This is a genomic window from Kitasatospora sp. NPDC056446 (assembly GCF_042796115.1).
Lineage (GTDB): Bacteria > Actinomycetota > Actinomycetes > Streptomycetales > Streptomycetaceae > Kitasatospora.
Genome location: NZ_JBHTRF010000003.1, coordinates 197,148 through 220,828, shown reverse-complemented (window position 1 = coordinate 220,828; position 23,681 = coordinate 197,148). Strand labels below are relative to the sequence as shown.

Annotated in this window: 24 protein-coding genes; 12 read left to right on the top strand and 12 right to left on the bottom strand. The window is 74.9% G+C overall.

The features are described from left to right. The first annotated feature begins 44 nt into the window (after positions 1 to 44). The 8 genes from ACFQ6N_RS03610 to ACFQ6N_RS03575 are packed head-to-tail and all read left to right on the top strand — an operon-like array spanning position 45 to position 5,826. Positions 45 to 1,310 carry a sensor histidine kinase gene (locus ACFQ6N_RS03610; protein WP_380646628.1) on the top strand — a complete coding sequence of 422 codons (1,266 nt, stop codon included), beginning with the start codon at positions 45 to 47 and terminating at the stop codon, positions 1,308 to 1,310. Further along, positions 1,294 to 1,707: a roadblock/LC7 domain-containing protein gene (locus tag ACFQ6N_RS03605; RefSeq protein ID WP_360505840.1), complete on the top strand. Its 414-nt coding sequence runs from the start codon at positions 1,294 to 1,296 to the stop codon at positions 1,705 to 1,707. The genes ACFQ6N_RS03610 and ACFQ6N_RS03605 overlap by 17 nt, the downstream gene beginning before the upstream one ends. Next, on the top strand, positions 1,704 to 2,051 hold the full coding sequence (locus ACFQ6N_RS03600; RefSeq protein ID WP_380646599.1) for a DUF742 domain-containing protein: 348 nt from the start codon (positions 1,704 to 1,706) through the stop codon (positions 2,049 to 2,051). The genes ACFQ6N_RS03605 and ACFQ6N_RS03600 overlap by 4 nt, the downstream gene beginning before the upstream one ends. Then, positions 2,029 to 2,664: an ATP/GTP-binding protein gene (locus ACFQ6N_RS03595; protein ID WP_380646598.1), complete on the top strand. Its 636-nt coding sequence runs from the start codon at positions 2,029 to 2,031 to the stop codon at positions 2,662 to 2,664. The genes ACFQ6N_RS03600 and ACFQ6N_RS03595 overlap by 23 nt, the downstream gene beginning before the upstream one ends. Beyond that, entirely contained in the window at positions 2,661 to 4,193 is a 1,533-nt protein-coding gene (locus ACFQ6N_RS03590) for a cytochrome P450 (RefSeq protein WP_380646597.1), read from the top strand. Before ACFQ6N_RS03595 ends, ACFQ6N_RS03590 begins: the two co-directional genes overlap by 4 nt. Next, the gene (locus ACFQ6N_RS03585; protein ID WP_380646596.1) at positions 4,157 to 5,290 is read left to right on the top strand and encodes a cytochrome P450; all 1,134 of its coding nucleotides are present in this window, start codon (positions 4,157 to 4,159) and stop codon (positions 5,288 to 5,290) included. Before ACFQ6N_RS03590 ends, ACFQ6N_RS03585 begins: the two co-directional genes overlap by 37 nt. Before the next feature lie 30 nt (positions 5,291 to 5,320). Then, a complete protein-coding gene (locus ACFQ6N_RS03580) occupies positions 5,321 to 5,578 on the top strand; it encodes a hypothetical protein (RefSeq protein WP_380646595.1) in 258 nt (85 codons plus the stop codon). Positions 5,579 to 5,583: 5 nt separating this feature from the next. Beyond that, positions 5,584 to 5,826, top strand: a complete 243-nt coding sequence (locus ACFQ6N_RS03575; protein WP_380646594.1) for a hypothetical protein — start codon at positions 5,584 to 5,586, stop codon at positions 5,824 to 5,826. A 117-nt stretch (positions 5,827 to 5,943) separates the two neighbouring features. Here ACFQ6N_RS03575 and ACFQ6N_RS03570 read toward each other — a convergent pair whose 3' ends face one another. Both ACFQ6N_RS03570 and ACFQ6N_RS03565 read right to left on the bottom strand, forming a co-directional pair. Beyond that, the gene (locus tag ACFQ6N_RS03570) at positions 5,944 to 6,789 is read right to left on the bottom strand and encodes an isocitrate lyase/phosphoenolpyruvate mutase family protein (protein ID WP_380646592.1); all 846 of its coding nucleotides are present in this window, start codon (positions 6,787 to 6,789) and stop codon (positions 5,944 to 5,946) included. Between the two features lie 11 nt (positions 6,790 to 6,800). Further along, the gene (locus tag ACFQ6N_RS03565) at positions 6,801 to 7,301 is read right to left on the bottom strand and encodes a carboxymuconolactone decarboxylase family protein (RefSeq protein WP_380646591.1); all 501 of its coding nucleotides are present in this window, start codon (positions 7,299 to 7,301) and stop codon (positions 6,801 to 6,803) included. A 128-nt stretch (positions 7,302 to 7,429) separates the two neighbouring features. Between ACFQ6N_RS03565 and ACFQ6N_RS03560 the strand changes: the two genes are divergently transcribed. After that, complete coding sequence (locus ACFQ6N_RS03560; RefSeq protein WP_380646589.1) at positions 7,430 to 8,212, top strand: NRDE family protein; 783 nt, start codon at positions 7,430 to 7,432, stop codon at positions 8,210 to 8,212. A gap of 192 nt (positions 8,213 to 8,404) precedes the next feature. Continuing rightward, positions 8,405 to 9,322 carry an undecaprenyl-diphosphate phosphatase gene (locus tag ACFQ6N_RS03555; protein ID WP_380646588.1) on the top strand — a complete coding sequence of 306 codons (918 nt, stop codon included), beginning with the start codon at positions 8,405 to 8,407 and terminating at the stop codon, positions 9,320 to 9,322. Positions 9,323 to 9,370: 48 nt separating this feature from the next. Here ACFQ6N_RS03555 and ACFQ6N_RS03550 read toward each other — a convergent pair whose 3' ends face one another. Continuing rightward, a complete protein-coding gene (locus ACFQ6N_RS03550) occupies positions 9,371 to 10,060 on the bottom strand; it encodes an alpha/beta fold hydrolase (protein ID WP_380646587.1) in 690 nt (229 codons plus the stop codon). 154 nt (positions 10,061 to 10,214) lie between these two features. Here ACFQ6N_RS03550 and ACFQ6N_RS03545 point away from each other — a divergent pair, with 154 nt between their 5' ends. Further along, a complete protein-coding gene (locus tag ACFQ6N_RS03545; protein ID WP_380646585.1) occupies positions 10,215 to 11,660 on the top strand; it encodes a PLP-dependent aminotransferase family protein in 1,446 nt (481 codons plus the stop codon). A gap of 169 nt (positions 11,661 to 11,829) precedes the next feature. On the opposite strand, the gene ACFQ6N_RS03540 is transcribed toward ACFQ6N_RS03545, so the two are convergent. The 9 genes from ACFQ6N_RS03540 to ACFQ6N_RS03500 all read right to left on the bottom strand — a co-directional run bounded on the left by ACFQ6N_RS03540 (position 11,830) and on the right by ACFQ6N_RS03500 (position 23,113). Continuing rightward, the gene (locus ACFQ6N_RS03540; protein ID WP_380646583.1) at positions 11,830 to 12,033 is read right to left on the bottom strand and encodes a DUF6126 family protein; all 204 of its coding nucleotides are present in this window, start codon (positions 12,031 to 12,033) and stop codon (positions 11,830 to 11,832) included. Positions 12,034 to 12,065: 32 nt separating this feature from the next. Then, the gene (locus tag ACFQ6N_RS03535; RefSeq protein ID WP_380646581.1) at positions 12,066 to 12,701 is read right to left on the bottom strand and encodes a helix-turn-helix domain-containing protein; all 636 of its coding nucleotides are present in this window, start codon (positions 12,699 to 12,701) and stop codon (positions 12,066 to 12,068) included. A gap of 98 nt (positions 12,702 to 12,799) precedes the next feature. Beyond that, entirely contained in the window at positions 12,800 to 14,533 is a 1,734-nt protein-coding gene (locus tag ACFQ6N_RS03530; protein ID WP_380646580.1) for a pyruvate dehydrogenase, read from the bottom strand. A 157-nt stretch (positions 14,534 to 14,690) separates the two neighbouring features. After that, the gene (locus ACFQ6N_RS03525; RefSeq protein ID WP_380646578.1) at positions 14,691 to 17,096 is read right to left on the bottom strand and encodes a glycoside hydrolase family 65 protein; all 2,406 of its coding nucleotides are present in this window, start codon (positions 17,094 to 17,096) and stop codon (positions 14,691 to 14,693) included. Positions 17,097 to 17,130: 34 nt separating this feature from the next. Continuing rightward, positions 17,131 to 17,877, bottom strand: coding sequence for an HAD family hydrolase (locus ACFQ6N_RS03520; protein ID WP_380646576.1), 747 nt, complete (start codon positions 17,875 to 17,877; stop codon positions 17,131 to 17,133). A gap of 108 nt (positions 17,878 to 17,985) precedes the next feature. Further along, entirely contained in the window at positions 17,986 to 18,786 is an 801-nt protein-coding gene (locus ACFQ6N_RS03515; RefSeq protein ID WP_380646575.1) for a VOC family protein, read from the bottom strand. Between the two features lie 252 nt (positions 18,787 to 19,038). Beyond that, complete coding sequence (locus ACFQ6N_RS03510; protein WP_380646574.1) at positions 19,039 to 19,536, bottom strand: SRPBCC domain-containing protein; 498 nt, start codon at positions 19,534 to 19,536, stop codon at positions 19,039 to 19,041. 137 nt (positions 19,537 to 19,673) lie between these two features. After that, positions 19,674 to 21,422 (bottom strand): LCP family protein, encoded by a 1,749-nt coding sequence (locus ACFQ6N_RS03505; RefSeq protein ID WP_380646573.1) that lies wholly within the window; start codon positions 21,420 to 21,422, stop codon positions 19,674 to 19,676. Between the two features lie 356 nt (positions 21,423 to 21,778). Beyond that, positions 21,779 to 23,113, bottom strand: a complete 1,335-nt coding sequence (locus tag ACFQ6N_RS03500; protein WP_380646572.1) for an alanine--tRNA ligase-related protein — start codon at positions 23,111 to 23,113, stop codon at positions 21,779 to 21,781. A 298-nt stretch (positions 23,114 to 23,411) separates the two neighbouring features. Here ACFQ6N_RS03500 and ACFQ6N_RS03495 point away from each other — a divergent pair, with 298 nt between their 5' ends. Further along, positions 23,412 to 23,558: a hypothetical protein gene (locus tag ACFQ6N_RS03495; RefSeq protein ID WP_380646571.1), complete on the top strand. Its 147-nt coding sequence runs from the start codon at positions 23,412 to 23,414 to the stop codon at positions 23,556 to 23,558. Positions 23,559 to 23,681: the final 123 nt, after the last annotated feature.

Below are 23,681 nucleotides of genomic sequence, written 5' to 3'. Positions count from 1 at the left end.
TCACACCTTCGTAGGATCATCACCCTAGAATTCGCGGCGTGACGATGACTCAGTGGTCCGTAACGGCAACCGGCGTGCTCGCCGTCCTCGCCCTCGTGGCCGCCGCGCGGTACCGCGCCGTGTCCGTCACCCACCGCGGCCGCGCCGACCGGCTGCAACGCGAACTCGCCCGGCTCCAGGAACAGCTGACCACCGAACTCTCCCTCCGCGGCGCCGAGCTGGCCGCCGTCCAGCAGGAGCAGGAACTCACCGCCTCCACCCAGCGGGCCTTCCTCAGCGTCGCCCGCCGGATCCTGGTCATGGCCCACGACCAGCAGGCGCTGCTCGACGAGATGGAGCGCACCCACGACGACCCGGCGCTGCTGGAGGGCCTGCTCAAGGCCGACCACGCCGCCGCCCAGCAGGCCCGGCTGGCCCAGACCCTGGCCGTGCTGTGCGGCGCGCGGGCCGGCCGGCACTGGCCGGAACCCGTCTCGCTGGAGGACGTCGTCCGCGGCGCCCAGTCCCGCATCCTGCCGTTCCAGCGCGTGGTGGTCCGTAGCCGGATCGAGACCGCCGTGGTCGGCGCCGCGGCCGAGGCGCTGATCCACGCGATCGCCGAACTGCTCGACAACGCCACCCGCTACTCCCCGCCCAGCACCCAGGTGTTCGTCACCCTCATGCCCGTGCACAACGGCGCCGTCATCGAGATCGACGACGGCGGCGTCGGCATGCCCGAGCAGGCCGTCGCCAAGGCCGCCGCCGCGCTCGCCGGCGGCAGCACCCTGGAGGTCTCCCGGCTCGGCGAGGTGCCGCAACTGGGCCTGGCCGCCGTCGGCCGGCTCGCCGAGCAGTACGGCTTCCGGGTCACCCTCAGCTCGGCGCCCTCGCCGTACGGCGGTGTGCGCGTGGTCGTCCTGCTGCCGAACGCGCTGCTCACCGAGCCGCTGCCGCCCACCGTCCCCGGCCTCGGGCCGGACGACCGGGCGTTCTACCCCGACCCCCGGCCGGCCTCCCCCGGCCACCCCCTGGTGGAGACCCCGCCCCTCGGCCACGGCCCCGCCGCCGGCGACACCCCGCCGCCACTGCCCCGCCGGAGCCACCGGCGCGACCGCGCCCACCGCCCCGCCCAGCACGCCGCTCCCCCACCGCCGCCCGCCCCGCCGTACCGCTCGGCCAGGGACGCGCAGGCGTTCATGGCGATGTTCCAGGCCGGGACCGCCAGCGGCCGATCGGCCGTCCGGGCCCAGGCCGTCCAGCCCGACCCTTCCCTGCCCGCTTCCCCCCGACTTCCCCAGCGCTCCGGAGAGTTCCATGACCACCACCCCTGATCTCGGCTGGCTGCTCGCCGACATCATCGCCGTCCCGCAGGTCCAGCACGCCGTCGTCGTCTCCAACGACGGCCTGGAGATCGGCCGCAGCACGGGCATCGCCCGCGAGGACGCCGAACGGCTCGCCGCCGCCTGCTCCGGGCTCCAGTCGCTGGCCCGCGGCGTCGCGACGGGCTTCGGCGGACCGGGCAGCGCCACCCGCCAGATCATCATCGAGTACGGCGGCGGCTACCTCTTCATCGTCGCCGCCGGCGCCGGGGCGCACCTGGCCGTGGTGACCAGCGAGGCGGTCGACGCCGGCCTGGTCGCCTACCAGATGCAGGTCCTGGTCGAACGGATCGGCACCCACCTGACCAGCCCGCCGCGGGTCGACCACGCGGCGGGGGGCCACCGGTGAGCGGGCCGGTCCGGCCCTACGTCATCACCGGCGGGCGCAGCCGCCCGACCCGCGCCGACCTGGCCATCGAGAGCCTGGTCAGCGCGTTATCCGACGCCCCGGAACTGCCCGACCACGTCCTGCTCAACCGCGAGCACCGGCGCATCCTCGGGCTCTGCCACAGCCTGCTGTCCATCGCCGAAGTGGCGGCCCACCTCGGGCTGCCGCTCGGCGTCGTCAAGGTGCTGGTCGGGGACCTGTGGGACCTCGGCGCCGTGCAGGTGCTCCCGCCCGTCCCGCAGGCCGAACGCCTGCCCACAACCCTTCTGGAAGAGGTGCTCGTTGGCCTCCGCCAACTCCGCTGAAGCCGCCCCCGAGGCCACCGGGTCCGCCGACGGGCCGCAGTACCTGCCGTCCTCGGTGCAGGGCGCGGTCAAGATCCTGGTCACCGGCCCGTTCGGGGTGGGCAAGACCACCCTGGTCGGCTCGCTCAGCGAGATCACCCCGCTGCGCACCGAGGAGACCATGACCGCCGCCAGCAGCGGCGTCGACGACCTCACCGGCCGCGCCGGCAAGACCACCACCACGGTCGCGCTGGACTTCGGCCGGATCACGCTCAACCCGCGGCTCGCGCTGTACCTGTTCGGCACGCCCGGGCAGCAGCGGTTCTGGCCGCTCTGGGACGACCTCTCGCGCGGCGCGCTCGGCGCCATCGCCATGGTCGACCTGCGCCACCCGGACGAGAGCTTCGACGTCCTCGGCCGGCTGGAGGAGCAGCGCATCCCGTTCGCGGTCGCGGTCAACACCTTCCCGGACACCCCGAGTTACCCGGAGGAGGAGCTGCGCTCGGCACTGGACCTGCTGCCGGACGTCCCGATCCTGTTCTGCGACGCACGCGACCGGCGGCAGTCCTACGACCTGCTGATCGACTTCGTCGACCACCTGCACCGCAGCTCGATCCTGGAGCTCCAGGGATGACCGCCCACGAATCCGGCCCCGCCTCCCCGGTCGGCCCCGGCTGCCCGGTCGCCCACGGCGCGCCGCCCCTCGGCCCCGGCCTGCCCGGAACACCCGGAACACCCGGCCCCGGCCCTGGCCCCGGCCGCGGCCTGCCCGTCGGCGTACCGCTGACCCCGCTGTACGGCCCGGCCGTCGCCGAGGACCCGCACGGCCTGTACGCCCGGCTGCGCGAGCGCTACGGCCCGGTCGCGCCGATCGAGCTGGAGCCCGGGGTCGAGGCCTGGCTCGTCCTGGGCTACGCCGAGATGCTCGAACTCACCCGCAACGAGGCGCTGTTCTCCAAGGACTCGCGCCGCTGGCGGGTGCCCGCCGAGGGCCGGCTGTCCGCCGACTCCCGGCTGCTGCCGATGACCTCCTGGCGGCCGACCCTGCTCAACCTCGACGGCGCCGAGCACCAGCGGCTGCGCTCCGCCGTCTCCGACACCCTCGCCCAGATCGACCACCACCAGCTGCGCGGGACCACCGAGGCCGCCGCCAACGGGCTGATCGACAGCTGGGGGCCGGACGGCACCGCCGACCTGATCGCCCAGTACGCCCGGGCGCTGCCGCTGCTGGTCTTCACCCAGCTGGTCGGCCTGCCGTCCGAGGCCGGCCCCCGGCTGGTCAAGCTGATCAGCCACTTCGTGGACAGCAGCGCGGAGTCCCAGCGGGCCGGCGCCGAGTTCCAGGGGATCCTGGTCGACCTCGTCCGGCGCCGCCGCGCCGCCCCCAGCGCCGACCTCACCTCCTGGCTGCTCGCCCACCCGGCCGGGCTGACCGACGAGGAGGCGGTGCACCACCTGGTGGTGCTGCTGGTCGCGGGCAACGAGACCTCGATCAACTGGACCGGCAACACGCTGCGGCTGCTGCTCACCGACCGGCGCTTCCGGGCCACCCTCACCGGCGGCCGGCTCACCGTGTCCGACGCGCTGGAGGAGGTGCTCTGGCGCGACCCGCCGACGCAGAACTTCCCCGGCCGCTGGGCCACCGGCGACACCGTGCTCGGCGGCCAGTACATCAGCGCCGGCGACATGCTCGTCCTCGGCCTGGCCGCGGCCAACGCCGACCCCGCCGCCCAGGGCGTGTCCGCCGCCGCGCAGGGCTCGCTCGGCGGCAACCGGGCGCACCTCGCCTGGGGCGCGGGCCGGCACGTCTGCCCGGCCCAGCACCCGGCCAGGATCATCGTCGAGACCGCCGTCGAGACCCTGCTGCACCGCCTGCCTGACCTCCAACTCGCCGTCCCGGCCGGCGAACTGGCCTGGCGGCCGTCCCCCTGGTCACGGGCCCTGACCGGCCTGCCGGTGCTCTACAGCGCCTTCACCCCGCCCCGCCCGCCCGCCCCCGAAAGGCCCGCATGGACACCGCCGTCGATTCCCGGAGAGCCCGCCCCGAACCCGTCAGACTCGACCCCTTCGGAGCCGACCAGCACGGAGAGAACGCCCGGCTCCGCGCGGCCGGCCCCGCGGTCCTGGTGGAGCTCCCTGGCGGGGTGGTGGTCTGGGCGATAACCCACCACGACACCCTCCAGGCGCTGCTCGCCGACCCGCGCGTCGGCAAGAACGCCCAGCTGTGGACGACCTTCCGGGAGGGGCGGCTGCCGGAGGGCTGGCCGCTGGCCAACTTCATCCTCGTCCCCGGCATGGTCACCGCCGACGGCGAGGACCACCGGCGGCTGCGCGGGCTGGTCTCCCAGGCGTTCACCCCGCGCCGGATAGCCGCGCTGGCCCCCGCGATCGAGGAGCGGACCGTCCGGCTGCTCGACGGCGTCGCCGAGCTGGAGGGCGAGTTCGACCTGCGGCGGCACTTCGCCTACCCGCTGCCGATGCAGGTGATCGGCGAACTGCTCGGCCTCGGCCTGGAGCAGCAGGACGCGCTGCACGAGCTGTCCGACACCATCGTCTCCAGCTCGGCCACCCCGGCGGCGGCGATCGCCGCGCAGCGGGACCTGAACGCGCTGCTGGCCTCGGTGGTCGCGGCCAAGCGGGCCGAGCCCGGCGACGACCTCACCACCGACCTGATCGCCGCCCACGAGGACGACCAGCGCCCCGACCGGCAGCGGCTCAGCGAGGCCGAACTGGTCGGCACCCTGGTGCTGATGCTGGTCGCCGGGCACGAGACCACGCTCAACCTGATCACCAACGCCGTCCGCGCCCTGCTCGCCCACCCGGACCAGCTGCGGCTCGTCCTGGACGGCGAGCAGCCCTGGTCGGCGGTGGTCGAGGAGACGCTGCGCCACGACGCGCCGGTCGGGCAGTTCCCGCTGCGCTACGCCGTCGAGGACATCGAGGTCGGCGACGTGGTGATCCGGCGCGGCGAGGCACTGCTGGCCTCCTACGCGGCGGCCGGCCGGGACTCCGGGCAGTACCCCGACGCCGACCGCTTCGACCTGACCCGGCAGCCCGCCCGGCACCTGTCGCTCGGCCACGGCCCGCACTTCTGCCTCGGCTCCGGGCTGGCCCGGCTGGAGGCCGAGACGGCGCTGCGGCACCTGTTCACCCGGTTCCCCGGCCTGGCCCTGGCGGAGGGCCGGACGAACGAGCCGATCCCGTCCTTCGTGAGCAACAGCGTGCGAACCCTGTGGGTGACGGTCGGCCCCACACGGTGACCTGAGGGCGGCCGGGTCGTTCGGCAGGGCATGAAGAAACTCGCCACCCTGGCCGCCCTCACCATGGCGGGCCTCGCCATCGCCGTGCCGGCCGCCTCCGCCGCCACCCAGACCGCCTCCTCGCCGGACGCCACCGGCGGCCTGACCGACGGTCTCAACCTCTCCCCCGCCGACCTGGCCCTCCAGACCGCGGGCAAGCTCCCCCTCGTCGGGCACACCGCGAACGAGGTGGAGGCCGTCGGCACCAACCAGATGAGCCACCCGGGGCTCAGCGGGCAGATCGGCTGACCGGGGTGGGGGCCAAGCCGCTCGCCCTGGTGCTCGCCGCGCTGTCCCTGGCCGTCCCCGCCGCGCCCGCGTTCGCCGGGACGGCCGCGGACGGCGGGGACGGGTCCAGCCCGTCCCGGCCCTGGAACCTCACCGCCGCCGCCGGCTGCCTGCCGAAGGTGGCGACGGTCCCGGTGCTCGGCGGCTCGCTCGGCGACCACGTCGAGGAATGCGGCAACGGGGACGCCGTCAGCCACGCGCTCGGCTGACCGCGCGGGTGGCCGGCCGACCCCCGTACGGCCGGCCACCCGCGGTCCCGCGCCCGGGCGCCCGTCCGGGCCCCGGGCTCAGTCCAGGCTGCGGGCTCCTGACCCCGGGCTCCGGGCTCAGCCCGAGAAGAGCCCGTTGAGCTCCGGGTAGGTCAGCCCGCCGTCGAGGGCGGTGTAGGTGCCGTCGGCGTACACCTCCTCGGCGGCCCGGCGGACCGCCGCGTACGCCGCCTTCGCCAGGCCGGGGCCGAGGCTGACCCGGGCCACGCCGAGCTTCGCCAGCTCGGCGACCGACGGGGAGCCGGGGCCGGCCAGCACGTTCAGCGGCACGGGGACGGCCGCGACCAGCGCGGCGATGGTCCCCGGGTCGGCGACGCCGGGGACGAACACGCCGTCCGCGCCCGCCTTGACGTACGCCCGCAGCCGGTGGACGGCCTCGTCCAGCCGGTCCTCCGGGGCGCCGGTCCCCAGCAGGAACACGTCGGTGCGCCCGTTGAGGAAGAGCGGGACGCCGGCCGCGTCGGCCGCCGCCCGGGCCGCCGCGATCCGCTCGGCGGCCTCCGCCACCGGGCGTCCGCCGTCCTCCAGGTTCACCCCGACCGCGCCGGTGTCGAGCAGCGCGGCGACGGTCTCGCCGACACCGGCGGCGGTGGCCGCGTAGCCGCTCTCCAGGTCGGCGGTGACCGGCAGGCCGACCGACCGGACCACCTGGGCGGTCCGGGCCAGCACCTCCTCGCGATCGGCGCCGCCGCCGTCCGCGCTGCCGAGCGACCAGCAGACGCTCGCACTGGCCGTCGCCACCGCCCGTGCCCCGGCGGCGGCCACCAGCCGGGCGCTCGCCGCGTCCCACACGTTCGCCAGCACCAGCGGCTCGCCCGGGCGGTGCAGCTCCCGCAGCAGCCGGGCCTTCTCCTGCCGGGCCGCCGGGCCGTCGCGGTCGGTCCGGTCCCCGGGGGTCGTCATGTCCGCCGTCCTCACTTCGCGGCCGGGCTCATGCGGGTGCTCACGCCGATCCGGTTCCAGGCGTTGATGGTGGCGGTCAGAGCGACCAGCTGGGCCAGTTCGGTCTCGTCGAACTGCTCGGCGGCCTCCGCCCAGACGGCGTCCGGCACGTGCCCCTGGGTCAGCAGGGTGACCGACTCGGTGAGGGCCAGGGCGGCGCGCTCGCGGGCGGTGAACCAGGGGGTCTCGCGCCAGGCCGGGAGGGACAGCAGGCGGTGGTCCTGCTCGCCCTGCGCGACGGCGTCGGTGGAGTGCTTGTCGATGCAGAAGGCGCAGCCGTTGATCATCGAGGCGTGCAGCTTGACCAGCTCGACGATCACCGGGTCGAGACCGGTCCTGGAGGCCTCGTCCACGGCGACCATCGCCTGGTAGAAGGCAGGGGCGAGCTTCGGCAGCACGAGGCGCCGGGCCGGCGCGGGCACGGGGGCGCCGGCCGTTCCGGCGGAGGTGGTCACGGTCTCGTTCGTCGTCATGAGCGCCAGCCTAGGAGCCCGGTGGCCCGCGTCCCTGGTGCATTCGGCAGCGGGTTCCTTGGGCCACTTCCGGAGAGCGAACGGCCGTGCGAAGATCGGCGGCAGGACGAGGTCAGGGGGCCGCGGTCGTGTGTACGGCGTTCGTCAGCATCGAGCCGGGCGCGGAGCCGCCGGTCCTGCTGCTCTCCGTCCGGGACGAGTACCTGGGGCGCGCCTGGCTGCCGCCGGACCGCCACTGGCCGGACCGGCCCGGGCTGCTCGGCGGCCTCGACCTCGCGGCGGGCGGCACCTGGCTGGCCGTCGACCCCGCCCGGCGGACCGCCGCCTGCCTGCTGAACGGCTTCGGGCCGCTCGCCCCCGCCGACTCCCGGCGCACCCGGGGCCGGCTGCCGCTCACCGCCGTCACGGAGGGCGGGATCGGCGGGCTCGACCTCACCCCGTACGACCCCTTCCACCTCGTCCTGGCCCGGCCGGACGGCGCCTCGGTCGCCAGTTGGGGCGACGGGCGGCTGGAGCAGCGCGAACTGCCCACCGGCCTCAGCGTGGTGCTCAACGACGGGCTGGAGGGCCTGGCCGCCAACCGCTCCGCCTCCGAGCGGATCAGCGCGCTGATGGCCGCGCGCGCCGACCGCTTCCGGGCCCGCCTCACCGCCGCGCCCCGGCCCCGGCCGACCGGCGACGGGCCGGTCGCCGAGGCCTGGGGCGCCTGGCTGCCGATCGTCACCGGCGACGGACTGGCCCCGGACGCGGACGCGGCGCTCGTCCAGCGGCGGGACTTCGGCGACGGGCGGATCTGGGGCTCCTCCTCGATCTCGCTGCTCGCGCTCGGACCGGACCGGCTGCGCTACGACTTCTCGGGCGTACCGGCGGCCCCGGACGGGTCGGGCTGGCAGCGGGTGGCCACCGGCTGAGCCGCGGCCCTGCGGTCCCACAGCGGCCCGGCCCCGCGGCGTCTCGGCCCGACGGCGGCCCGGCCCGATGTCGGCCGGACGTACGGTCGGTGAACTTCTGACGGCGGGACTCCCGATCGTCTACATGCCCGTAGTAGCTTCGCGAGGGCCACCGGATCAGGCCGGCCGCCTACCCCCGAGCGAAGGTGCGCGATGTCCACCCTGACCTACCCGGAAGCGATAGGCGTCGGCCTGCTGCAAGGTGTGACGGAACTCTTCCCGGTCTCCAGCCTCGGCCACAGCATCCTGCTGCCCGCCCTGCTCGGCGGGAAGATCCAGCACGACCTCGACATGACCGCCGAGGGCTCCTCCTACCTCGCCGCGCTGGTCGCCCTGCACCTGGCCACCGCGCTCGCGCTGGTCGTGTACTTCTGGCAGGACTGGGTCCGCATCGTCGGCGGCCTGTTCACCTCGATCCGCCACCGCCGGGTCGAGAGCCGCAACGAACGGCTCGCCTGGCTGCTCATCCTCTCCACCATCCCGGTCGGGGTGGCCGGCCTGGCCCTGGAGAAGGCGCTGCGCAACGCGCTCGGCAAGCCCGTCCCGGCCGCCGTCTTCCTCGCCCTCAACGGGCTGGTGCTGCTCGGCGCCGAACGGCTCAAGCGCGGCGGCACCGGCCGCCGCCGGGCCGGGAACGCCGCCCCCGCCGACGAGCCGGGCACCGACCCGGCGATCGCCTCCGACCAGCGGCTGACCAGGCTCGGCTACGGGCAGGGCGCCTGGATCGGCGCCGCGCAGATCCTCGCCCTGTTCCCGGGCATCAGCCGCTCCGGCGTCACCATGAGCGCCGGCATCCTGCGCGGGCTGCACCACGAGGACGCCGCCCGGTTCTCCTTCCTGCTCGCCACCCCGGTCATCCTGGCCGCCTCGGTGCTGAAGGTCCCCGAGCTGTTCAAGCCGGAGAACTCCGCCGTGCTCGGCCCGGTGGCCGCGGGCAGCGTCGCCGCGTTCGTGGCCGGGTACGTCTCGGTGCGCTTCCTCACCAAGTACTTCGAGACCCGCAGCCTGACGCCGTTCGCGGTCTACTGCTTCCTGGCCGGCGTCGGCAGCGCGGTCTACCTGTCGCTCTGAGCCCTGCCTGCCGCGCCGGGCACCCGGCGCGGCACGGCCCGGCCGGCCTCAGGACCCGCCCAGGATCCGGGCCAGTTCGGCCGGCCGGGAGAACATCGGCCAGTGCCCGGTGTCGAGTTCGGCCAGCCGCCAGCGGCCGTCCGCGACCAGCCCGGCGACCACCGGCGGCGGCTCCGGCCAGTCCAGCAGGCACTTCACGTACAGCGCCGGAAGCTCCCCCAACGGGCCTTCCAGCACCGCCGGTTCGGTCAGCGAAGCGCCCGGGTGCGGGGTGGCGCGCCCGGTGATCCGGGCGATCTGCCCGGTCGTCAGGCCCTGCCCGGCGAACTCGGCGACCGGCAGCGGCGGCCACCAGCCGCCGTGCGCGGCGAGGTCCGCCCGCAGCGCGGCCGGCTCCGGTATCTGGTCGGCGAAGGACTCCCCCGCCACCGGCACGTTGGCGTCCACCAGGACCAGGCGCTCCAGCCGGTCGCCGATCCGCTCGGCGGCCTGCCCCACCGGGATGCCCGAGTAGCTGTGCCCGACCAGCACGACCTCCCGAAGGTCGTGCTCCGCCACCTCGGCCAGGACGTCCGCCACGTGCGCCTGCTGCCCGGCGGGCGCCGCGCCCCGCTTCTCCGCGAGCCCGGAGAGCGTCAGCGGGTACGCCCCGTGCCCGGCCGCGCGCAGCTCCGCCGCCACCTCGTCCCAGGCCCAGGAACCGAGCCACGCACCCGCCACCAGTACAAAGTTCGCCATGGGCGGCACCGTAGCGCGCGGGCCCGGGGACGGCCCCGGACGGCACGGCGAACAGCCGGTGGAGGAAGCGTGGCGGACGCGCCGGGCGGCCCCGCCGCCGAGCGGACCGCCGGCCCCGCCCGGTGGCCGCCGACCGGCCGCGGGCCGCGCGAGAATGGGCCCCGTGACCAGTTCCTGGACCGCCTTCGGCGGCGACCTGCACCTGGACCTCACCGGGCGGCGCGCCGCCGGCGCCGGGCTGCGGGCCGCCCTGGAGGACGCGCTGCGCGAGGCCGTCCAGGCCGGGCGGCTCGCGCCCGGCACCCGGCTGCCCTCGTCCCGGGCCCTCGGCGAGGACCTCGGGATCGCCCGCAACACCGTGGTCGAGGCGTACGGCCAGCTCACCGCGGAGGGCTGGCTCGACTCCCGGCAGGGCTCCGGCACCACCGTCGCCCGCCGTGCGCTGCCGGAACCGCCCGCCCGGGGCCGGCGGGCCGCCGCCGCCCGGCCGGTGCCGCCGCGCCGGACCGCCCGGCACGACCTGACGTCCGGCCGGCCCGACCTCTCGCTCTTCCCCCGCACCGCCTGGCTGGCCGCCGCCCGCCGGGCCCTGGCCACCGCGCCGCACGAGGCCCTCGACTACGGCAGCCCGCTCGGCCGGATCGAACTGCGGCAGGCGCTCACCCACTACCTGGCCCGGGTCCGCGGCGTCCGCACCGACCCCGACCACCTGCTGGTCTGCACCGGCGTCACCCAGGGCCTCGGCCTGCTGTGCGCCGCGCTGCGGGAGCGCGGCGCCCGCGCCCTGGCCGTCGAGGAGTACGGGCTGCCGCCGCAGCACGCCGTCGTCCGGGCCTCCGGGCTCTCCTCCGTCCCGCTGCCGCTCGACGAGGAGGGCGCCCGGGTCGAACGGCTGGACGGCCGCTCCGGCGCCGTCCTGCTCACCCCGGCCCACCAGTACCCCACCGGCGCGCCGCTGTCCGCCGAGCGCCGCGCGCAGGCCGTGCGGTGGGCCCGCGAGCAGGACCGGTACGTCGTCGAGGACGACTACGACGGCGAGTTCCGCTACGACCGGCAGCCGCTCGGCGCGATGCAGGCGCTCGACCCGGAGCGCGTGGTCTACGCCGGGACGGCCGCCAAGAGCCTCGCCCCGGGTCTGCGGCTCGCCTGGCTGGCCCTGCCGGACGCCCTCGTCGAACCGGTCGCCCGGCTGAAGGTGCTGGCCGACACCATGTCCCCGGTGCTCGACCAGCTGACACTGGCGGAGCTGATCACCTCCGGGACGTACGACCGCCACGTACGGCGCTGCCGCCTGCACTACCGGCGCCGCCGGGACCTGCTGGTCGCCGCACTCGCCGAGCACGCCCCGCACGTCCGGGTCACCGGCATCGCGGCCGGCCTGCACGCCGTCCTGCGGCTGCCGCCCGGCTCCACACCCGAGCCCGAGCTGCTCGCCCGGGCCCAGGCCGCCGGCCTCGCCCTCGGCGGCCTCGCCTGGCACCGCGCCGCCCCGGGCCCCGACGACGCCCCGCCCGGGCTCGTCATCGGCTACGGCACGCCGACCGACCACGCCTTCCCGGCGGCCGTCCAGGCGCTCTGCGAGCTGCTGCGGGACGCGTGAGCGGGCGGCGGGTCAGCGGGCGGCACTCAGGTGGGCGGCACTCAGGTGGGCGGCGGGTCAGGCGGGCGGGGCTCAGGCGGGCGGCCGGGCCCGCCGGGGAAAGCGTTCCGCCCGCCTCCCTCGGGGGCGGAGGCGGGCGGACGGAGAGGGGCGGGCGGCCGGGGGCGGACTACTTGTTGCGGCTGCCCAGCTCGAACAGGAGCATGATGAACCCGGCGAAGACGTGGATGCCCGCGGTGTAGATCACCAGCCGGAGGTAGACCCGCTTGTTGGCCCACTTGCCGGCGTCCATGGTCTTCGGACCGGCGGCGGTGTCGCCGGCGGCGCCCGGGGTGACGGCGGCCGGGCTGACGGTGGTGGTGGGATCGGCCATGGGGATCTCCTCCAGGGTGTGCTGACGGCAGATCAGTGGGTCGCGGCGGGGCCGCCGCCCAGGCAGAGTTCGCCGCCGGGGCTCTGCAGCAGGGTGTGGACGAAGAGCAGTTCGACACCGTCGTCCGAGTCGGCGGCGATGCAGTGCGGGGTGAGCGAGTCGTAGTGGGCGGAGTCGCCCACGCCGAGCCGGTGCACGCTGTCCCCGAGGGTGAGCCTGAGCTCGCCCTGGAGGATGTACAGCCACTCCTCGCCCGGGTGGACCCGGACCACCGAGTCCTGCACGCCCGGCGGGACGTGCACCCGCAGGGCCTGCATCGCGCGGCCCGGGGCGCCGGCCCGGCGGTAGCCCCAGCCGCCGGCCCGGCCGGGCTCGATGGCGCCGCCGCGGACCACCGGGTCCGGCTCGGCCGCGTTCTCGCCGAGCAGGCCGGACACCGAGGTGCCGTACGCCCGGGCCAGCCCGAGCAGGACGGGCAGCGAGGGCTGCCTCCTGCCGGTCTCCAGTCGGGACAGATAGGCTGGGGACAGGCCGACCCGCGCGGCGGCCACCTCCAGGGTGAGGCGGCTGCTGTGCCGGTGCTCGCGGAGACGGGCGGCGAGGCCGACGACCTCCTGGTCGTCGAGCTGGTCGCCTGCGGCGGGGGCGCCGGTGGAGCTGCTGGTCATGTGTCCAGTGGACACCCGCCGTGCCGCACGGGCAAGAAATTTGCCCCCGAGGCAAACCGGGCCCCGGGCGGCCGCTCAGGGAGCGCCCGCGCCCCGGCTCACGGCCGGGGGATGTTGCGCAGATTGCTCCGGGCCAGGTCGACCATCCGCCCCACCCCGCCCGACAGCACCGTCCGCCCGGCCGCCAGCGCGAAGCCCTTCAACTGGGCGGCGGTGATGTGCGGCGGGATGGACAGCGCGTTCGGGTCGGTGACCACGTCCACCAGGGCCGGGCCCGGCCGCTCCAACGCCTCCGCCAGCACCTCCCGCACCCGGGCCGGCTCGGTCACCCGCTTCGCCGGGATCCCCATCGCCCGGGCGATCCCCGCGTAGTCCACGTCCCCGTTGTCGATCTCCGACTCCGGGTAGCCGGAGACCAGCATCTCCAGCTTGATCATGCCGAGCGCGCCGTTGTTGAAGACCACCGTCTTCACCGGCAGCCGGTGCTTGGCCACCGTGAGCAGCTCGCCGAGGAGCATGCCGAGGCCGCCGTCACCGGCCATCGCGACCACCTGGCGCCCGGGGTTGGCCAGCTGGGCGCCGATGGCGTGCGGGAGGGCGTTGGCCATCGAGCCGTGCAGGAACGAGCCGATCACCCGGCGGTGGCCGTTGGGCTGGAGGTAGCGGGCGGCCCAGACGTTGTTCATGCCGGTGTCGACGGTGAACACCGCGTCCTGCGCGGCGACCTCGTCCAGGACGGAGGCGACGTACTCGGGGTGGATCGGCAGGTGCTTCTCGATGTCGCGGGTGTAGGCGCCGACCACGTCCTCCAGCGCGCGGCAGTGCTTGCGCAGCATGCCGTCGAGGAAGGCCCGGTCGCGGCCCTCGTCCAGCAGCGGCAGGACGGCCCGCAGGGTGGCCGCGACGTCGCCGTGCACGGCCAGCTCGAGGGCGGTGCGGCGGCCCAGCCGGGTCGCGTCGTGGTCGACCTGGACGGTGTGCGCCTGCGGCAGGAAGGAGTCGTACGGGAAGTCGGTGCCGAGCAGCAGCACCAGGTCGGCGGAGTGCAGCGCCTCGTGGCAGGCGCCGTAGCCGAGCAGGCCGCTCATCCCGACGTCGTACGGATTGTCGTACTGGATCCACTCCTTGCCGCGCAGCGAGTGCCCGACCGGCGCGTTCAGGGTGCGCGCCGCCTCCATCACCTCGGCGTGCGCCCCGCGGACCCCCGCACCGCAGAACAGGACGACCTTGCGGGCCGCGTTCAGCAGCCGGGCCAGCTCCCGCACCTGGGACCACGGCGGCGCGGCGACCGCCTGCTCGGTGAGGAAGTGGCTGGTGCCGGTGGGCCCGGCGGCGGGCAGCGCGGCCACGTCACCGGGGAAGGCGAGCACCGAGACGCCGTGCGAGCCGAGCGCGTGCTGGATGGCGATCCGCAGCAGCCGGGGCAGCTGGCCGGGCGCGGACAGCATCTCGCACCAGCTGCTGCAGTCGGTGAACACCCGCTCGGGGTGGGTCTCCTGGAAGAAGCCGGTGCCGATCTGCCCGGAGGGGATGTGCGAGGCCAGCGCGAGCACCGGCACGCCGCTGCGCTGGGCGTCGTAGAGGCCCTGGACGAGATGGGTGTTGCCGGGGCCGCAGGAGCCCGCGCAGACGGCGAGGCGGCCGGTGAGCTCGGCCTCGGCGGCGGCCGCGAAGGCACCGGCCTCCTCGTTGCGCACGTGCACCCAGCCGATGCCCTCGGTCCGGCGGATCGCGTCCACCACGGGGTTCAGGCTGTCGCCGACGACGCCGTAGACCCGCTCCACCCCGGCTTGCCGGAGCACCTCCACCATCTGTTCGGCCACGCTCGCCACGGGTGCGACTCCTTCGCTGGGGCGCCGTTCGTCACAGGCACCTGCACCCTCCGCCGGGGCGGCGGCCGGCGCAGCCGGGGTGGGCCGGACGGGTGACGGCGGGCGGGCGGTGGTGACGGCGGGCGGACGGGCCGAGGCGGGCGGACGGCCGCGGGCGCTACTCCGCCGCCAGGTGGTCCTGCTGGCCGAGCTTGCCCGCGACCAGCCCCGCCTGGGCCTGGCGCCGGGCCGGCTCCCGGCCGGGCGGCTGCGCGGAGCGCTCCTGCGCGGGCGGCGCCGTGGTCGGCAGCGTGACCGGGGAGCCCGCCTTGACCTGCACCGGCTCCCCGTCGTGCCGCAGGTGGAGGACCTCGCCCCGGCGCAGCGTGTACGTCGTCCCGTCGTGGCCGATCCGGACGCCGAGCAGGTGCCCGCGCACCATCAGCGAGAAGCTCAGCCGCATCAGCCCGGGCGGCAGCCGGGGCCGGAAGGACAGCGTCTCGCCGTGGTCGCGCAGCCCGCCGAAGCCGGCCACCAGGGCGATGCAGGCCCCGGCGAGCGAGGCCATGTGCAGGCCGTCGCGGGTGTTGCCGCCGAGGTCGTGCAGGTCCATCAGGGCCGCTTCGGCGGTGTAGTCGTACGCCAGGTCGAGCTGGCCGACCTCGGCGGCGATGACGGCCTGGGTGCAGGCGGAGAGCGAGGAGTCGCGGACGGTCAGCCGCTCGTAGTAGGCGAAGTTGCGGGCCTTCTGCTCGTCGGTGAAGGCGTCGCCGCGCACCTGCATGGCGAGCACCAGGTCGGCCTGCTTGACCACCTGCTTCCGGTACAGGTCGAAGTACGGGTAGTGCAGCAGCAGCGGGTACTTCTCCGGCGGGGTGTCCTCGAAGTCCCAGACCTGGTGGTGGGTGAAGCCGTCGGCCTGCGGGTGCACGCCGAGGTCCTCGTCGTACGGGATGTACATCGCGGTGGCCGCGTCCCGCCAGGCGGCGGTCTCCTCGGTGTCCACGCCGAGGGCGGCGGCCTCGCTCGGGTGGCGGACGGCGGCCTCGGCGGCGGCGCGCAGGTTGCTCTGCGCCATCAGGTTGGTGAAGACGTTGTTGTCGGCGACGGCGCTGTACTCGTCCGGGCCGGTGACGCCCTCGATCCGGAACCTCCCGGCGACGTCGTGGTGCCCGAGCGAGCGCCACATCCGGGCGGTCTCCACCAGGAGTTCGAGCCCGTACTCGCGCTCGAACTCCGCGTCCCCGGTGGCCCGGACGTAACGGGCGACGGCGGCGGCGATGTCGGCGCCGATGTGGAAGGCCGCGGTGCCGGCCGGCCAGTACCCGGAGCACTCCTCGCCGCGGATCGTCCGCCACGGGAACACCGCGCCGGCCAGGCCCAGTTGGGCCGCCCGCTCGCGGGCCAGCGGAAGCGTGGTGTGCCGCCAGCGCAGCGCCTGGTTGACGGCCGCGGGCAGGCAGTAGGTGAGCACCGGCAGGACGAAGGTCTCGGTGTCCCAGAAGCTGTGCCCGTCATAGCCGGGGCCGGTCAACCCCTTGGCCGGGATGGCCCGTTCCTCACTGCGGGCACCGGCCTGGAGGACGTGGAAGACGGCGAACCGGACGGCCTGCTGGAGTTCGACGTCGCCCTCGATCTCGATGTCGCTGGTCTCCCAGAACTCCCGTAGGAAATCGGCCTGTTCGGCGACCAGGCCGTCCCAGCCGGTGTACCGGGCGGCGGTCAGCGCGGCCTCCACCTGGTCCCGGACGGCGGGCAGCGAGCGGGTGCCGGACCAGCCGTAGGCGATGAACTTGGTCAGCCGCAGCCGCTGCCCGGCCTTGAGCACGGTGGTGACGCTGATCCGGCAGTGGTCGGCCTCGGCCTCGGCGACGGTGTCGGACTTCTCCGGACCCTCGATGATGTGGTCCATGCCGGCCGCGACCCGGATGCCGCTGTAGCGGGTGCGGTGCACCAGGACGGCCTTGGTGGCGCCCGCGTGGTGCACCTCCGACAGCAGCGGCGCCTCCAGGACGGCCGCGGCGCGCGGGTCGCCCTCCGGCCCGCCGGGCAGCTGCTCGTTGGCGACCAGCTCGGACTGGAGCACGATCCGCACCGGCCCGTCCACCGCCTCGACGCTGTACTCGACGGCGGCGATGGCGCGCTGGGTGAGCGAGACCAGCCGGGAGGAGCGCACCCGGATCGTCCGCCCGGCCGGGGAGGTCCACTCCGCCTCGCGGTGCAGCATCCCCTCCCGGACGTCCAACCAGCGCTTGTGGCTGATGAGTTCGCCGTAGCGCAGGTCGAAGGGCTCGTCGTCCACCAGCAGCCGGATGATCTTGCCGTTGGTCACGTTGATGACGCTCTGGCTGGACTCCGGGTAGCCGTAGCCGCCCTCGCCGTACGGCAGCGGGCGCAGCTCGAAGACACCGTTCAGGTAGGTGCCCGGCAGGCCGTGCGGCTCGCCCTCGTCCAGGTTGGCGCGCAGGCCGATGTGCCCGTTGGAGAGCGCGAAGACGGACTCGGCGCGGGCCAGTCCACCCAGGTCCAGGCCCTGCTCGGTGATCTGCCAGGGGTCGACCGTGAAGTTGTCCGAGGGACTCATGCGCACCTCTCCGTGGTTCGCTCGCTGCGCCCGCTCATGCCTGCTCCCCCAGGAGCTCGGAAAGGTCGTCGACGACCACGGTGGCGCCGTCGCGCCGCAGTTCGGCCGCCTGCCCGGTGCGGTTCACCCCGACCACCGCGCCGAAGCCGCCGGCCCGGCCGGAGGCGACCCCGGCGAGCGCGTCCTCGAAGACAGCGGCGCGGGCGGGCTCGACGCCGAGCGCGCGGGCGGCGTACAGGTAGGTGTCGGGCGCCGGCTTGCCCGGCAGGCCCTCGGCCTTGGCGACGTTGCCGTCCACGACCACGTCGAACAGCTCCTCGATGCCCGCCGCCCGCAGCACGTCACGGCAGTTGGCACTGGAGGACACCACCGCGCGCGGCAGCCCGGCCGCGCGCAGCCGGTGCACATAGGCGACGGAGCCCTCATACGGCCGGACGCCCTGCTCGCGGATCAGCCGCAGGACGGTGTCGTTCTTGGCCCGGCTGATGCCTTGCACCGTACGGTAGTTGGGCGGATCCTCGGGGGTGCCCTCGGGCAGGTCGATGCCCCGGCTGCGCAGGAACGCCCGGGTGCCGTCGAGGCGCGGGCGGCCGTCCACGTAGGTGTCGTACTCGGTGACGGCGTCGAAGGGGACGAACGGCCCGCCGGTGCGGGCGGCTTCGGCGCGCAGGAAGGCGTCGAAGGTGTCCTTCCAGGCCGCGGCGTGCACCTTCGCGGTCTGGGTGAGCACCCCGTCGAGGTCGAAGAGGAAAGCACGGATGTCGTCCGGTAGCCCCAGCATGGGTGCAGTCTTACCCGGGAACGGGGGGAAGCCGCCCATTTCCCGGCGGCGCGTCGCGGGAAGGGCGGCTTCCGGTTGCCCGGCCGGGCCGCGGGGAGAGTCGGGCGGCTACGGGGAGTCGGGCAGCTGGGCCTCGGGGGCCTGGATGACGGCGAAGAGCGCGCCCTGCGGGTCGCGGACCACGGCCATCCGGCCGGACTGGAGGTCGAACGGCGGCTGGATCACCGAGCCGCCCGCCTTGACCAGGGCGTCCACCGTGGAGTCGGTGTCGTCCACCGAGAAGTACGTCATCCAGTGCGAGGGCGTGCCGGGCGCCAGGTAGCCGGGGATCGCCTGCATGCCGCCGACCGTGCGGTCGCCGACGTTGAGCGAGAAGTAGCCGTCCATGCCCTGGATGGTGGCCGGGCGGATCCCGAGCGCCGGCTGGTAGAAGCGGCCGGCCGTGCCGGTGTCGGCGGTGTTGAGCTCGTTCCAGACCAGCGCGCCGGGCTCGTTGACCACACCCGCGCCGATGAAGTCCATCGCCTGCCAGACGCCGAACACCGCTCCGGTCGGGTCGGCGGCGACCAGCATCCGGCCGATCGTGCCGACGTCCATCGGCTCGTACAGGATCGTGCCGCCGGCCGCGGAGATCGCCCGGCCGCTGTCGTCGGCGTCGTCCGAGGCCAGGTAGGTGGTCCAGGCGACGGGTGGCGGCGGCTGGCCCTCGGGCCCGGACCGCGCCATGATCCCGGCGACCGGCCGCTCGTTGAGCATGCACACGGTGTAGCCGCCGAACTCGGCCGGCCCGACCTCGCCCTGCCAGCCGAACAGGTCGCGGTAGAAGTCGAGCGAGGCCTGCTGGTCGCTCGTCATCAGGTCGACCCAGCACGGGGTGCCGGGCAGGTACGGATCGGTGACTTCGGGCATTGCGGGGCCTCCCGGAGGCGGTGGTGGCCGGCGGTGGCGGCCGGGGCGTGGCGGGGCGGCCGGGACGACGGCAGCCGGGGCGGCGCGGCCCGGCCGGGACGACGGCGGTACACCGCCACCATCGGCCCGCCGCCACGATCCCGCCACCGGACGGCGCCCTGGCGGGCGACCGGCGCCCGACCGCTGCCCGACCGGCACGCGGGGCCGCTGCCGGGCGCCGACGACGGCCCGAGTTCCGGCTTCAGGACGGGTTCACGGGGCGTCGTGGCGCCGGGCGGTGACGAAGTACGGCTGCGCCTTGCCGCTCTGCGCGTAGTCCTTGAACCGGACCAGCAGCTCGGCCCAGGTGCCGGCCACGGCCGGGACGCCCTGCTCACTGCCCGGCTGCCAGCCGCCGTGCCGGAACAGCAGCCGGGTGCGCTCGGGCTCGGCGGGCGGGCCGGCGGGCCCCTCGGCCGGCGGCTCGCCGGGCCGGTCCGCGGGCTGGTCGGCGAGGTCCCAGCTGATCCAGGTGCCCGCCCAGTGCGGCGGGAAGGCCCCGGCGTTGGTCCACACCACCCGGTCCCGGTCGGCCCGCTCCACCCGGAGCCGGAACGGCTCGGGGACCCCGGGGAAGTCGAACAGCAGGACGTCGCCCTCCCGGTCCACGGCGGTGGTCCACCAGGCGGTCAGCCCGTCGTGCGTGGTGAGCGCGGCGAGGACGACCGCCCGGGGCGCGGCGATGTCGAACTGCAGGGCGATCTCGGGCATGGGGTCCGCCTCTCGCTGCCGTGCCGGCCCCCTCCCGGGGCCGCACGGCCCCGGGCCCACCATGGCACGACCCCCGGGCCCACGCGCCCGGAGGACGCCGGCCCGGGGGTCGTCCCGGCTGCCCCGGACGGGTGCGGTCAGCCGCCGCTGCCGTACGTGGTGTTGGCGCAGATGTCGTCGTCTCCCGAGCGGGCGTCGTTGGTGACCGTGGTGGGCAGCGGCTGCGGGGCCGTCTGGCCGCCGGGGGTGGTACCGGGCGTGCCGGTGGCCAGGCCGGTGGTGGCGGCGAAGTCCTGGCCGACGATGACCGCGATGCCCCGCGCGCCGCCGGGCGCGAGCTCGGCGCCCGGGAACAGCGCGGCGACCTTCTCGGCGTTCGCCTTCTGCCCGGTGCCGTACTCGACCGTGGTGGTCTTGTACTTGGTGCTCGCCGCCTGGCCCCCGGTGGTGGCGGCGAACTTGGCGGCCTTCAGCTGCTCGGTCCCCTTGCCGGCCAGGCCGTTGACGACGGTCCCGTTGTAGACCGCGACCTTGATCGAGGCGTTGGCGGCGTCGGCGGCCGGGGCGGCGGGGGTGGTGGGCGCGGGGGGCGGCGCGGCCGGACCGGTACCGCTGCCGGGGGCGTCCGGCTGCTGGCCGGTGGCGTTCTGGCCGTCGATGGTCTGGTCGGCCTTGAGGGTCTCCCAGAGCTTGTTGGCGTCCGGCTGGATCAGGTCGATGTTGGAGTCCTGGGTGCGGTAACGCCAGGGCGCCGTCACGAACTTGAGGTCGTGCATGTCGATGTTCTTGAGCGACAGGCCGAAGGAGAGCAGCTTGTCGGCGGAGTCCAGGCCGGGGTCGACGGTCAGCGACTTGGTGGCGGCGTCGGCGAGCGGCAGGAGGGTGGTGGGGTTCATCCCCTCCTTCTTGATCTTGCCGACGAGCGAGCTCATGAAGGCCTGCTGGCGCTTCATCCGGCCGATGTCCGAGCCGTCGCCGATGCCGTGGCGCAGCCGGACGTAGTCGAGCGCCTTCTGGCCGTCCACGGTCTGCTTGCCCTGCGGCAGGACGAGCGCGCCCTTCTTGTGCAGGTTGGGGTTGATGTCGCCCTCGTAGATCGCCTGCGGCAGGCAGATGTCCACGCCGTTGACGGCCTTGGTCATCGAGGAGAAGCCGTTGAAGTCGACCACCATGGTGTGGTCGACCCGGATCCCGGTCATCTTCTCGACGGTGTTCTGGGTGCAGGCCGGGTTGCCGTCGTCGCTGCCGCCGGCCGAGAACGCCGCGTTGAACAGGTCGGTGTTGCCGCCCTTGGTCCACTTGCCGTTGGGCATCTTGCAGGACGGCATCTGGACCATCGTGTTGCGCGGGATCGAGATGCCCACGGCGTGCTTGTGGTCGGCGTAGACGTGCAGCAGGATCGTGGTGTCCGAGCGCGCGCCGCCGTCCTCGCCGCCGCCGAGGTCCGCGTTGTTCTTCCCGCGGCTGTCCGAGCCGATCAGCAGCACGTTGACCGGCTTGTTGCCGTCCGCGTCGGCCTTCGCCTCGGGCGGGCGGTCGGTGGCTATCGCGTCGGCGTCGAAGGACTTGATGTTGGCGTTCAGCTTGAAGTAGATCGCACCGCCCGCGCCGGCTATCAGCACCAGCACACCGGCCGCCGACCAGGCGACGATCTTCTTCACGTTCTTCTTCGGCTTGGCGTTCTTGCGCGCCGCCGCCCGTCCGCCGGTCCCGGAATCCGCCCCGCCGCCACCGCGCCCGCCCTTGGCCTGGGCTGCCCGGCGGGCGTCCGCGCGTCCGCCGGCCCGCGGGGACGGCACGGTGCCGCCGCTCTCGGCGCCCCCGGTCGGGACCGCGCCGGGCGTGTCCCCGCCCCGAGCCGGGCCCTTGTCCCGCTGACCTGACATGCGCGTACCTTTCACCGACGGAAGCGACGCCCCGGACGATCTGGCGCACCGCACACAGAGAGACGGCCCCTACCGTTCCCAGGTTGCACATACGACCGCCAGGACCATCCGACGATCGTGGCTTCCGATCATATTTAGGCCCGACACGATCACCGACCTCCGGTCGGCGGACCACCCCGCCGACAGGTGGGCGACCACCGGGCAGAACGCCCGAAACCACCCCAATACGGCGTGACTTACGCCACTGCGCCGCCCCCGGGTCCACCCCCGGGAACCCGGACGGGGGCGCGCGGCCGGGGCCGGCGCCGGCCGGGCAGCCACGGCGGCCACCGCCGGGGCGGACCGGGGGGCACGGGTCAAGAGGCCCTGGAACGCGCCGACTTCACCGCCCGCCGATGCGAATCCTCCTCCGGGCTCCGGCGTTCGGCGAGGGGTGGGGCGAGTGCGGCGAGCCGGGCCACGGAGACGGGGAGGAGCAACTCCTCGCACCAGCCGAGCAGGACGGCGATCGGGACACCCCGTTCGCGGCGCGCGCGCCACAGGAGGTGGGGCAGGTCGTCGGGGCGCGTGCCGGCGGCGAGGCGGAGGAACCAGCGCCGGCCGGCTTCCAGGACGGCCTGGAAGGCCGTGGTCTCGCGGCGGACGAGGGCGAGCGACCGGGTCGGCAGCGGGTCGAGGCCGAGGGGGGTGCGGACCGCCGCATCGGCGAGCACCGTGGCGGCGACCAGGCCGTCGGGACGGGCCCCCGCGAGGAAGGCCTCGTTCGCCGCGCGGCGCAGGAGTCTGCGAACGACGTAGGAGGTGCCGCGCGGACCGGGGGCGATGCCACTGCCGAGGAGGAGGGCGGCGGCGCAGAGGTGGTCGGCGATGGTCCTGGCGGCCTCCGCGCCGCGCGGACCCTCGGACAGCTCCGGGAAGGTGCGGCCGATGCCGTCCAGCAGCGGGCGGAAGGCCGGGAGTTCCAGCGGGGTGCGGACGCCGCCCCGCACGCAGCCGACGGCGTACTCCGGCAGCACCACCTCGAAGGCCGCGCGGTGGGGCGGGGCGCCGGTCCGGCCGTCCGGCAGGAGCGAGCGGCCGAGGAACTGCCCGTAACCGAGCAGCACGTAGCGGCCGCAGAAGCAGCCGGGCGCGCAGTACTCGGAGCACTTCGGCCCGACCGGGGACTCCAGGGTGAAGCACGGCCCCCGTTCGGGCCACAGCCGGCGGGCGGCTCCCGGGGGCAGGCGGTCGATCCGGGTCCGCTCGGGGACACCGGCGGCGGCCAGGCCGGCGAGCAGCACCGCGCTGTCGGTCGCGGTGGCCGGTGCCGCCGTCACGCCCGCCACCAGGGCGGAGCGGTCCACGCCGCAGTCCTTCAGAGCGGTCAGCACGTCGTCGAGGAGGCTCGCGCACGACTGCCGGCCGACGTGCACCGCGCCCACGACACGTTGGGCGGACGGCGGGGCGGCGGCCGGCAGTGCGTCGAGCCGACCGGTGTCGAAGCACCAGGCGAGGGTGGCCGCACCCGCTCCCGGCCGGGCCGCCGCAGCGAGCAGGTGCTTCGGCCAGTCGGGCCCGGCCGGGCCGGTGAACAGGCCGCCCTCCCGGCGGGGCGGGGTCAGGGCCTGCGGCACGGCGCGGCGGTAGCCCCTCCGGGCCAGTCCGTCGATCAGGGCCTGGCCGACCCAGATGGCCTCTCCGCCGCTCACCGACACCCCTTCCATCCCTTTATGACTCAATTATTGACAATACTGTCCCACTTTATGACTCCTTGTCAATATCTTCCGGCGACGGCGGGCCGCAGAGGTCGGCACCACGCTGACGTGCGGGAACGGGGCAGCACGTGCGGGCGGGGTAGCCACACAAACCAGACAAGACCGCATGGATACGGACCAATCGATGCATGACCAAATCTCTTGACAGCCGTTGTCGTTGACTGTCAATATCGCTCCAGCCAAATCTGGTTCGTGGCAATTTCTTCTTTATGTGCAAGTGAGGGAAAGTACCGTGCTCAAGGGTCTGTCGACTGTTCTTCTGGTGATTACGGCCCTCGTGGCGGTTCCGGTGCTCCCCGCCGTGGCGCACCCGCTCGTGGCGAACCCAGCGACCGAGGTGCGGGCCGCGGTCGCCGCGGACATCCCGCTCTGCTGCTGAGCGGCCGGGCCGCTCGCCGCCCGGACACGGAAAGCCGGAGGGGGGGGGGGAGAAGGCCCCCAGTGGGTCCCCCCCCCCCGCGGGGGTGGGGGGCGGGGGGGGCGGGGGGGCAGCGGCCCCCCC

What these genes read in the sequence shown, in the direction of transcription:
- ACFQ6N_RS03610 (WP_380646628.1), top strand. Translation starts at nt 45, where the DNA reads ATGACTCAGTGGTCCGTAACGGCAACCGGCGTGCTCGCCGTCCTCGCC.
- ACFQ6N_RS03605 (WP_360505840.1), top strand. Translation starts at nt 1,294, where the DNA reads ATGACCACCACCCCTGATCTCGGCTGGCTGCTCGCCGACATCATCGCC.
- ACFQ6N_RS03590 (WP_380646597.1), top strand. Translation starts at nt 2,661, where the DNA reads ATGACCGCCCACGAATCCGGCCCCGCCTCCCCGGTCGGCCCCGGCTGC.
- ACFQ6N_RS03580 (WP_380646595.1), top strand. Translation starts at nt 5,321, where the DNA reads ATGAAGAAACTCGCCACCCTGGCCGCCCTCACCATGGCGGGCCTCGCC.
- ACFQ6N_RS03570 (WP_380646592.1), bottom strand. Translation starts at nt 6,789, where the DNA reads ATGACGACCCCCGGGGACCGGACCGACCGCGACGGCCCGGCGGCCCGG.
- ACFQ6N_RS03565 (WP_380646591.1), bottom strand. Translation starts at nt 7,301, where the DNA reads ATGACGACGAACGAGACCGTGACCACCTCCGCCGGAACGGCCGGCGCC.
- ACFQ6N_RS03555 (WP_380646588.1), top strand. Translation starts at nt 8,405, where the DNA reads ATGTCCACCCTGACCTACCCGGAAGCGATAGGCGTCGGCCTGCTGCAA.
- ACFQ6N_RS03550 (WP_380646587.1), bottom strand. Translation starts at nt 10,060, where the DNA reads ATGGCGAACTTTGTACTGGTGGCGGGTGCGTGGCTCGGTTCCTGGGCC.
- ACFQ6N_RS03545 (WP_380646585.1), top strand. Translation starts at nt 10,215, where the DNA reads ATGGGCCCCGTGACCAGTTCCTGGACCGCCTTCGGCGGCGACCTGCAC.
- ACFQ6N_RS03540 (WP_380646583.1), bottom strand. Translation starts at nt 12,033, where the DNA reads ATGGCCGATCCCACCACCACCGTCAGCCCGGCCGCCGTCACCCCGGGC.
- ACFQ6N_RS03535 (WP_380646581.1), bottom strand. Translation starts at nt 12,701, where the DNA reads ATGACCAGCAGCTCCACCGGCGCCCCCGCCGCAGGCGACCAGCTCGAC.
- ACFQ6N_RS03525 (WP_380646578.1), bottom strand. Translation starts at nt 17,096, where the DNA reads ATGAGTCCCTCGGACAACTTCACGGTCGACCCCTGGCAGATCACCGAG.
- ACFQ6N_RS03520 (WP_380646576.1), bottom strand. Translation starts at nt 17,877, where the DNA reads ATGCTGGGGCTACCGGACGACATCCGTGCTTTCCTCTTCGACCTCGAC.
- ACFQ6N_RS03515 (WP_380646575.1), bottom strand. Translation starts at nt 18,786, where the DNA reads ATGCCCGAAGTCACCGATCCGTACCTGCCCGGCACCCCGTGCTGGGTC.
- ACFQ6N_RS03510 (WP_380646574.1), bottom strand. Translation starts at nt 19,536, where the DNA reads ATGCCCGAGATCGCCCTGCAGTTCGACATCGCCGCGCCCCGGGCGGTC.
- ACFQ6N_RS03505 (WP_380646573.1), bottom strand. Translation starts at nt 21,422, where the DNA reads ATGTCAGGTCAGCGGGACAAGGGCCCGGCTCGGGGCGGGGACACGCCC.